This window comes from Cellulomonas septica (assembly GCF_012396155.1).
GTDB lineage: Bacteria > Actinomycetota > Actinomycetes > Actinomycetales > Cellulomonadaceae > Cellulomonas > Cellulomonas septica.
In genome coordinates this window covers 1-9269 of record NZ_JAAXOY010000067.1, presented here as the reverse complement: position 1 = coordinate 9269, position 9269 = coordinate 1, and the positions used below count along the sequence as shown (strand labels likewise).

Below are 9269 nucleotides of genomic sequence, written 5' to 3'. Positions count from 1 at the left end.
GACGCGCGCGCGAGCGAGGTCCTCGACCTCGTCGGGCTCGGCGGCGCCGCGGACCGCCGCGTCGGCGGGTTCTCGCTCGGCATGCGCCAGCGGCTCGCGCTCGCCACGACGCTGCTCGGCGACCCGCCCGTCCTGCTGCTCGACGAGCCCGCGAACGGCCTCGACCCCGAGGGCATCCGGTGGCTGCGCGTCTTCCTGCGGGCCCTGGCCGCCGAGGGCCGCACGGTCCTCGTCTCGAGCCACGTCCTGTCGGAGGTCGAGCAGACCGTCGACGACGTCGTGATCATCGCCCGCGGCCGCCTCGTGCACGCGTCCCCGCTCGACGACCTCGTCCGGCTCGCGCGCCCGCAGGTGCACGTGGCCTCCCCCGACGCCGCCGGTCTGGCCGCGCTCGTCGCCGGCGGCGGCTGGACCCGCACCGACCACGCGACGACCGGCGGGCACGAGGTCGACCTCGTCGACGTCGACGCCGCGACGGTCGGTGCCGCGGCGTTCGCCGCGGGGCTCGAGCTGCACGAGCTGAGCACCCGGAACCCCGGGCTGGAAGGACTGTTCCTCGACATGGTCGCGACGCCGGCCGCCACGACGCACCCGGAGGTGGCGGCCTGATGGGCGCGGCGCTGAGGACCGAGTACCGCAAGCTCGTCACGACCCGCCTGTGGTGGGTCCTGCTGCTCGCGATGGTCGGCTACATGGCGTTCATCGCCCCCGTCATGGCGTTCGTCGTCACGCAGGGCGGCGACATGGGCACCGTCCCGGGCGGCGAGGGCGGCGGCCCCCTGCCGGCCGACGCGGTCGTCCGCACCGTCTACACGATCGCCGTCACGCTCGGCTACACGTTCCCGCTCGTCGTCGGCACCCTCGCCGTCACGACGGAGTTCCGGCACCAGACGATCACGCCGACCCTGCTCGCCGAGCCGCGACGCAGCGTCGTGCTGGGCGCCAAGCTGCTCGCCGGCGCGGTGCTCGGGCTCGTCTTCGGCGTCGTCGGCACGGCGACCGTCGCGGGCGCGGGTGCGCTCGTTGTGTCGCTCGCGGGCCAGCCGACGTACCTCGACCTCGCGTCGACGTGGCGGGTGCTCGCGCTGTCCGCGGTGGCGCTGGCCCTGTGGGCCGTCGTGGGCGTCGGGTTCGGCAGCGTCCTGACCAACCAGGTCGCGGCCATCGTCGTGATCCTCGCGTTCACGCAGTTCCTCGAGCCGCTGCTGCGGTTCGGCCTCGCCGCCACGTCGTGGGGCGACGGCGTCGCGCGGTTCTTCCCGGGGGCGGCGGCCGAGGCGTTGTCCGGAGGGAGCCTGTACGCCGAGATGGGGGCGACCCAGCTGCTCAGCCCGGTCCAGGGCGCCGCCGTCCTGATCGGGTACGCGCTGCTCTTCGCCGCGATCGGCCGGTTCACGACGTTCCGCCGCGATATCACCTGACGGGATCCGCGCGTCTCGCATGCTGTCGGGAGCGGGCCAAGCCATGACCTCCGCAGGTCTCGCGGCGACCTCGGCTTGAGCCCGCACCGACGGCGGCGTTGCCCGCCGTTGACCCTCGTGTGCCGACCAGGTGAAGACGGTCGGCAGATCGTCCGCCACCCCGTCCCCCGGCCGGGCCGAACCCCCGACAGGCCGTAATGTTGTCATCAACAGATCCGGCGACGACGCGGTCCGCGACCTGCGGCGGCTCGAGGCGGCGCTCGACGGGGCCACCGTCGTGCAGGGCGTGGGCATCCGCCCCGGGTACGGGCGCAGCCGCGCGGTCGAGCTCGCCGACGGGTCGGTCGTCACGATCACGCGACTCGTCGACCGCGACGACCGCGGCCGCCAGGTCGGCTTCACGCGGTCCGGCGGTGTCGACCGGGTCGGCCGTGCCGCCGCCGCCATGGCGCTCACCGCGCACCAGCAGGCCGCGGGTGAGACGCCGTGGTTCCCCTCGCTCGTCGACGGTCGTCGGCCGCAGCGGTGGGGGACGTTCGGCATCACGCCCTGAGGGCGACGCTCCCGGCCGGCACACCGTGCCGGCCCCCGAGCAGCCCGTAGCGGACCGCCGAGGTCGCCGCCGTCCTGACCGGCGCGGTGGCGACCCCGGCTCCCGTGGGCGAAGGCCTCAGGGGCGCGTCGCGAGCCAGGTCTCGAACGCGTCGAAGGACGTCGCCCGCCCGAGGAACCGCTCGACGAGGTCCGCGGCGTCGGCCGTGCCGCCGGGGGCGAGGATCGCGTCGCGGTAGCGGCGGCCCACCTCCGGGTTCATCAGGTCGTCGCCGAACGCCGTCCGCAGGTCCTTCGCGATGACGAGGCTCCAGAGGTACGTGTAGTACGCCGGGCCGTACCCCTCGAGGTGCCCGAACCCGGTGACCTGGTGCGTCTCCGGCAGCGCCGCGTAGGGGCCGAAGCGCGCGTCGACCTCGGCCGTGTACGCGTCGAGGTCCTCGGGCGGCGCGGCGTGCAGCCCGTACGACAGGGCCGTGAAGTTGAGCTGCCGACGCGTCCACGCCCCGCGCCCGAACGCGTCGGCGCGACGCATCCGCTCGACGAGGTCCGTCGGGATCGGCTCGCCCGCGTCGTCCGTCGCGAACGTGCGCAGCACGCCCGGGTCCCAGGCCCACTCCTCGAGCAGCTGGCTCGGCGCCTCCACGAAGTCCCACTCCGTCGCGACGCCCGTGAACGCGGCCCAGCGCTGCGCGCCGCCGACGATCTCGTGCACCAGGTGCCCGAACTCGTGGAAGAACGTCACGACGTCGTCGTGCTCCATCGTGCCCGTCGGGAAGTTGCAGACCAGCACGCCCTCCGGCAGGTGCTCGCCCACGACACCGGGCACGAGCGGGAACTGTGCCGCGTGGTTGAACTTGCCGGGCCGCGGGTGCATGTCGAGGTAGACGCGGCCGATGCGCTCGCCGTCCGACTCGACGTCGAGGACGTCCACGTCGGGGTGCCACGTCGGCGCCTCGACCGGCACGAACGTCAGGCCGAGCAGCCGGCTGACCGTGCCGACGACGCCGTCGCGGACCTGCGGGTAGCGGAAGTAGCGCCGGACCTCCTGCGCGTCGACGTCGTACTGCTCACGCCGCACGACCTGGTCGTAGTACAGGCTGTCGGCGGGCGTGACGGCGGCGGCCTCCGGGTCGTCGGCGCGGAAGCGAGTCAGCAGCACGTCGACGTCGTCGCGCGCGCGGTCCGCCGTCAGGCCGTCGAGCCGGTCGACGAAGTCCCGGATCGCCGCGCCCGAGCCGATCATCTTGACCTCGGCGTCGTAGCTCGGCCAGTCCGCGTACCCGAGCAGGTGGGCGCGCTCGTCGCGCAGCCGCAGCAGCTCCGCGAGCACCGGGCCGTTCTCCGGCCACGCGGTGCGCAGGTACTCCGACGTCAGCGCCGCGCGCACCGACGCGTCGCGCGCGTACGTCCGGACCGGGATGAGGTCGGGGTAGTCCGTCGTGAGGGTGACGAGGCCGTCGTCGCCCGCGGGGTGCTCGGCGCGGAAGTCGTCCGGCAGGCCGTCGAGCTGCTCGGGACGGACCTGGATGCTGCGCGTGCCCTCGCGGATGTTGCGCGCGAACTCGAGCCCGAGCTCGGTGCACCGCTCCGCGAGCGCCTTGAGCTTCGCGCGCTGCTCGTCGGACTGGTCGACGCCGGCCCGGCGGAAGTCGCGCAGCACGTGCTCGCGCAGGCGGCGGGCGTGCTCGTCGAGCCCGTCCTCGGTCGTCGCCGCCAGGACCTCCCACAGGTCGCGGTCGAGGCCGCGCGACGTGGCGAGGTCCTCCGCGGCCTGCGCGCGCTCCTCCGCGGCGGACCGCAGGTCGGCGTCCGGGTGGACCTCCGCGAGCAGGTGCGCGGCGGCCGACGCGCGGCCCAGCGCGAGGTCGCTGCGGTCCCACAGGTCGAGCACCTGCGCGGTCGTGCGCGCGGTGCCGTCCTTGAGGGTCGCGAGGTGGGCGCGGGCAGTGTCGAGCGACGCGTCGACGGTCTCCGCGAGGAACGCCGGCCAGGCGTCGGTTTCGGTGGGGAAGCGCGTGGGAGCGGCAGTCATGCGCCGACGCTACACACGCTGCCGTCGCTGCCGGGGACGGAAATCCGGTGGACGCGCGGCGTGCTCAGACCGGTCGGACGCCCGTGTCGGGGGAGCGGCCGGTCAGGCAGTAGGTCAGACCCGCGGGGTCCCGCATGACCGTCCACTGGTCGAAGCGCGCGACGACCTGCGCCCCGAGGTCCTCGTGCTCCGCGACGACGTCGTCCCGGTCGGGACCTGCCGCCGCGACGTCGACGTGCGCCGTCACGACCGTCCGCCCGTCGTCCGCGCCGAGCCGCTGGAGCAGCAGCCGCACGGGCATCCCGTCCGGACGCGCGAGGGGGACGAGCTCGAGCGACGTGTCGCCCGCGACGGGCCAGCCGGTGAGCGCCGACCAGAACGCACGCTCGCGGTCGACCAGGGGTCCGGGGATGTCGAGGCAGAGCTGGTCGACGCGCGCTCGCCCGCCGCGCGGGCCGTCGACGGGGGCGGGCCGCCGTCGCTCGCCACCGTCGGGCACGACGCAGAAGACGAACCCGCCGGGCGACGCGAGCACCACGTGCTCCTCGCGGTACACCTCGGTCGCGCCCAGCCCCACGGCGTCCGCTGCCGCCGCGTCCACGTCGTCGACGTGCAGGTCGAGGTGCACGCGCGGCCCGTCGTCGAACCGCTGCACGCGCAGGAACGCGTCGCCGTCGGGCGGCAGCAACGTCGCGAACTCGCCACCCGGCCCGCGCGGCGCGGACAGGTGCGTCACGGTCACCGCCTGCCAGAACGCGACCCCGTCGGAGAACCGGTCCCCGGGCAGGTCGAAGAAGATCGTCGCCCACACCACTCGCACGTCGCCGCGCCTCCTGTCCGCCCACCGTCCGTGCGCCCATCGTGCCGTGCGCGCGGAGGTCGAGCAGGCCCTTCAGCGGCGGCGGGCGAGCGTCGTCAGGTCGAGCGCGTCGATCATGACGCCCGTGTCCTCGCGGACCCAGCGCTGGCCGGTCGCGCGGCGCTCGTCGGGGCGGGCGAACCGGTAGCGGTACGTGCGGGCGCGGACCCAGCGCGGCGGCTCGCCGCCGAACGGGTCGTGCCGCAGCAGGCGGAGCGTCGGGCGGTCCGCCTCGAGGAGCTTGACGAGGAACGGCACGAACCAGCGGAGCTGCGCCGAGGACCCGAGCGCGAGGAACCACATGCCCCAGTCGAGCCGCAGGTGGTACGGCGCGAACTGACGGGGCAGCCGTCGGACGTCGCCGGGCTTGCCGTGGAACCCGTACTCCTCCCAGCGCGCGTCCGGTCCGGGGACGGCGTCGCGCGTCCCCTCGACGGCGACCTCGGTGCGCTGCCGGGTGATCGTCCCGAACGCGCCGTAGGCGTTGACCAGGTGCCACACGTTGAACGACGCGTTCATCCGCTGGTGCCGCGAGACGAGGTTCCGCAGCGGCCACCAGGACAGCACGACGCAGAGCGCGGAGACGGCGAGGGCGACGACGACGTAGGCGACCGGCTCGTCGCGCGCGGCTGCCGGACCCACGTCGACGCCGAACGGGCGCAGGGCCGCCGCCCAGGACGCGTCGTCGATCGCGGACAGGGCCAGCACGATCGTCAGCCAGTTGAGCCACGCGAAGTTGCCGGACAGCACGAGCCAGAGCTGGGTGACGACGACGACCGCCGCCGCGACCGCCGCGACGCGTCCGGGGACCAGCAGGAACCACGGCACGACGAGTTGTGCGACGTGGTTGGCGGCGACCTCGACGCGGTGCAGCGGGCGGGGGAGCAGGTGGAACAGGCGGCTGAGCGGGCCGGGCATCGGCTGCGTCTCGTGGTGGTAGTAGAGCGCCGTCAGGTCGCGCCACGCGGGGTCGCCGCGCCACTTGATGAGCCCGGCGCCGAGCTCCAGCCGGAAGACGAGCCACCACAGCAGGACGAGCACCGTGATCGGCGGCGCGACGTCGTCGGACCCGAGGAACGCGACGAGGAACCCGGCCTCGAGCAGCAGCGACTCCCACCCGAACCCGTAGAAGATCTGCCCGACGTTGACGACCGACAGGTAGAGCACCCACAGGACGAGGAACGCGACCGTCGGGACCCACCACGGCCCGGCCTGGGGCAGCCCGACGACGAGCGTCAGCGCGACGACCAGACCGACCCAGCCGACGACCACGAGCCGCCGGTCCGAGTACCGGCGCAGCAGGCTCGGCGACGACCGCCACGGGACACGTGCGACGAAGGACGGCACCGGCAGCAGCCCGTGCTCGCCGAGCAGCGGCCGGAACTGGCGCAGGACCGCGACGAACGCGACGACGTACACGGCGGCGACCCCGCGCTGTACGGCCTCGCGCGCCACGGTGTAGCCCTCGGCGTCGAACCACTCCACGCGCACCACTCCCGTCGTCCAGCGTGCGCGGTGGCCGACCGGAGCGCACCCGGTGAGGGCGGTGTCCCGTCAGCGGCGGTTCAGGAGCGCACGAACGGGATCGCGCCGACGGTCCGGGTCAGATCGCCGCGCGACGCGCGGTTGGCGGAGACGATCGACAGCACCAGCCCGTAGATCACCAGCAGCACCAGCAGACCCATCGCGGTGCTCACGGGGCTGGCCAGCGGGACCGGCTCGTCGCTCGCGAAGGTCATGAGCAGCACGACGTGCACCGCCAGCAGCACGGCCGTGTAGAGCAGCTGGCTGAGGTGCCAGTTCACCGCCCGACGCACGACCTCGTGGCCGGTGGGCGTGAGCGTCTTGCGGACGGCGGCCCGGTAGCCGAGCGCACCCGCGACGACCAGCAGGTTGCTGAGCATCGGCACGCACAGCAGCAGCCCGAGCCCCCACCACCACGCGCCCGCACCGGTCGTCGGCGGGCCGGTGACGGGCGCCTCCTGCCCGGGCGGCAGCGGCGGCGGCACTCGGTCGTACGGGGTGTTCGCCCGACGCGGGTCGTCGGGCCCGGATGGCTGGGGGGCGGTCCACTCGCTCACGCGCCCATCCCATCAGGCGCCGACGGTCGACGCCGTCTCGGCGACACGCCGAACGCACCATCAGGCACGTCTGAGGCCCTCGAAGCGCACGCGACGTTGCGTTCGGCCGGGTCGAGGAGGGAGCGAAAGGACGCGGGCGAGGAGGGGTGACGTGGACGGAGGTGCTGGGCCGCAGACGGCGGCGCCCGGGTCCGTCGGGGGTGCCGACGGCCCGGGCGCGGACCGGTGGGGTCGTCAGGCGGTCGCCGACGGCTCCGGGTCGAGGTGCGTCTCGTGCTCGTGCGGGTGGCGGCGCTCGAGGGCGGCGCCCTCGACGTCGACGTCGGGCAGGATCCGGTCGAGCCACTTCGGGATCCACCACGCCTTGTCGCCGGCGAGGTGCATGAGGGCCGGGACGAGCACCATGCGGACGACGAACGCGTCGACGAGCACGCCGAAGGCGAGGGCGAACCCGATGGGCCGGATCATCGCCGAGTGCGAGAACACGAACCCGCCGAACACGGAGATCATGATGATCGCCGCGGCGGTGACGACGGCCCGCCCGGCCCGCAGGCCCTGCACGACGGCGATCCGCGCGGGGGCGCCGTGGGCGTACGCCTCGCGCATGCCGGACCCGAGGAACAGCTGGTAGTCCATCGCGAGGCCGAACAGGATGCCGACGAGGATGGTCGGGAGGAAGTTCAGCACCGGGCCGGGCGTCTCGACGCCGAAGACGCCGGACAGCCAGCCCCACTGGTAGATCGCGACGACCCCGCCGATCGCGGCGAAGAAGGACAGGATGAACCCGAGGGTCGCGACGACGGGCACGAAGATCGACCGGAACACGACGATGAGGATGAGCAGCGACAGGCCGACGACGACCGCGAGGTAGGTCGGCAGGGAGTCGGCGAGCGTGTCGGACACGTCGATGTTGCCGCTGGCCTGGCCCGCGACGCCGATCGAGTCGACGCCGTCGACCGACAGGTCGCGCAGCGTGTGCACGAGCTCCTCGGTCGACTCGCTCGTCGGGCCCTCGGCGGGCACGACCTGGAACGCGATCGTCGTGCCGTCGTCGGACGAGCCGATGGGCGCGACGGCGACGACGTCGTCCTGCTCGAAGATCGCCGAGCCGATGCGCGCCTGCTCGACGGTCTCCTGGCCCTCGGCGGGCGCCTCGGGGAGCGTCGCGACGACGACGAGCGTGCCGTTCTGACCCTCGCCGAACCGCTCGTCGATCGTGGAGTAGGCGCGGTACTGCGTGGAGTCGTGCGGCTCGGACGAGCCGTCGGGGAGGCCGAGCCGCAGCTCGGTCGCCGGCAGCGCGACGACGACGAGCGCCCCGACGCTGAGGAGGGCGGCCAGGACGGCCTTCCACGTGGTCATGGGTCGCAGCGGCTTGGTGGGTGCGGCCACGACGACGTCGCCCGTCCCGGCGCCGGCGGCCGTGAACGCGGCCCGCTCCTTCTTGTTGAGGACGCGCGTGCCGAGGATCTTCAGCAGCGCGGGCGTCATGGTGATCGCGATGAGGACGGCGACGAGCACGGAGAACGCGCCGACGGTGCCCATGAGGCCGAGGAACGGGATGCCGGTGATGTTGAGCGCGAGCAGCGCGATGAGCACGGTCGCGCCGGCGAAGACGACGGCGTTGCCCGACGTGCCGTTCGCGAGCCCGATGGACTCGTGCACGTCGTAGCCCTGCTTGAGCTGGCGACGGTGCCGGTTGACGATGAACAGCGCGTAGTCGATGCCGACGGCGAGGCCGAGCATGACGCCGAGGATCGGGGTCACCGACACCATGTCGACGACGCCCGACAGGGACATCGCGCCGAGCGCGCCGATGCCGACGCCGAGCAGCGCCTGGAGGATCGGCAGGCCCGCGGCGAGGAACGTGCCGAGCATGACGACGAGCACGACGCCCGCGACGACGACGCCGATGACCTCGCCGACGCCGAGGAGCTCGGGCACGCCACCGGAGATCTCGGACGAGTAGTCGACCTGCACGCCGTCGATCGGCTCGTCGAACGCGGCGAGCAGCCCCTCCTTGGTGTCGTCGGCCAGGTTCATGGACGCCTCGGTGAACGACACCGGGACCACGACGGCGCTGCCGTCGGACGAGACCAGACGGATCTCGGACGCCATGTCGAGCAGGGTCGAGCCCGCCTCGAGCTGCGGCTCGGAGGCCTCGAGCTCGTCGCGGCCCGCGTCGATCGTCGCCTGCTGCTCGGCCACGACCGCGAGCTGCGCGTCGAGCTGCGCCTGCTGCGCGTCGAGCTGTGCCTGCTGCGCGGCGGGCTGCGCCTGCGCGACGGGGCCGGCACCGGCGGCCTGCTGCGCGGCGGCCT

At 73.9% G+C, this 9269-nt stretch carries 8 protein-coding genes; 3 read left to right on the top strand and 5 right to left on the bottom strand.

The genetic code is table 11. The annotated features are described in order from the left end of the window. The 3 genes from HGA02_RS04755 to HGA02_RS04745 all read left to right on the top strand — a co-directional run. The coding region (locus tag HGA02_RS04755; RefSeq protein ID WP_168678037.1) for an AAA family ATPase at positions 1 to 609 on the top strand (609 nt) is incomplete at its 5' end. Further along, on the top strand, positions 609 to 1421 hold the full coding sequence (locus tag HGA02_RS04750) for an ABC transporter permease (RefSeq protein WP_168678036.1): 813 nt from the start codon (positions 609 to 611) through the stop codon (positions 1419 to 1421). The genes HGA02_RS04755 and HGA02_RS04750, both read left to right, overlap by 1 nt. A gap of 130 nt (positions 1422 to 1551) precedes the next feature. Continuing rightward, positions 1552 to 1974 (top strand): hypothetical protein, encoded by a 423-nt coding sequence (locus tag HGA02_RS04745; RefSeq protein WP_168678035.1) that lies wholly within the window; start codon positions 1552 to 1554, stop codon positions 1972 to 1974. Between the two features lie 117 nt (positions 1975 to 2091). Here HGA02_RS04745 and HGA02_RS04740 read toward each other — a convergent pair whose 3' ends face one another. From HGA02_RS04740 to HGA02_RS04720, 5 genes are all read right to left on the bottom strand, one after another. Continuing rightward, complete coding sequence (locus tag HGA02_RS04740) at positions 2092 to 4008, bottom strand: M3 family metallopeptidase (RefSeq protein WP_168678034.1); 1917 nt, start codon at positions 4006 to 4008, stop codon at positions 2092 to 2094. 64 nt (positions 4009 to 4072) lie between these two features. Then, positions 4073 to 4828: a VOC family protein gene (locus HGA02_RS04735; protein ID WP_168678033.1), complete on the bottom strand. Its 756-nt coding sequence runs from the start codon at positions 4826 to 4828 to the stop codon at positions 4073 to 4075. A gap of 72 nt (positions 4829 to 4900) precedes the next feature. After that, on the bottom strand, positions 4901 to 6352 hold the full coding sequence (locus tag HGA02_RS04730) for a lipase maturation factor family protein (RefSeq protein ID WP_168678032.1): 1452 nt from the start codon (positions 6350 to 6352) through the stop codon (positions 4901 to 4903). A gap of 80 nt (positions 6353 to 6432) precedes the next feature. Further along, complete coding sequence (locus HGA02_RS04725) at positions 6433 to 6948, bottom strand: magnetosome magnetite crystal formation protein family (protein ID WP_168678031.1); 516 nt, start codon at positions 6946 to 6948, stop codon at positions 6433 to 6435. Between the two features lie 234 nt (positions 6949 to 7182). Next, positions 7183 to 9269, bottom strand: a 2087-nt coding sequence (locus tag HGA02_RS04720; RefSeq protein WP_168678030.1) for an MMPL family transporter, incomplete at its 5' end; no start/stop codon positions are given.

What these genes read in the sequence shown, in the direction of transcription:
- HGA02_RS04750 (WP_168678036.1), top strand. Translation starts at nt 609, where the DNA reads ATGGGCGCGGCGCTGAGGACCGAGTACCGCAAGCTCGTCACGACCCGC.
- HGA02_RS04740 (WP_168678034.1), bottom strand. Translation starts at nt 4,008, where the DNA reads ATGACTGCCGCTCCCACGCGCTTCCCCACCGAAACCGACGCCTGGCCG.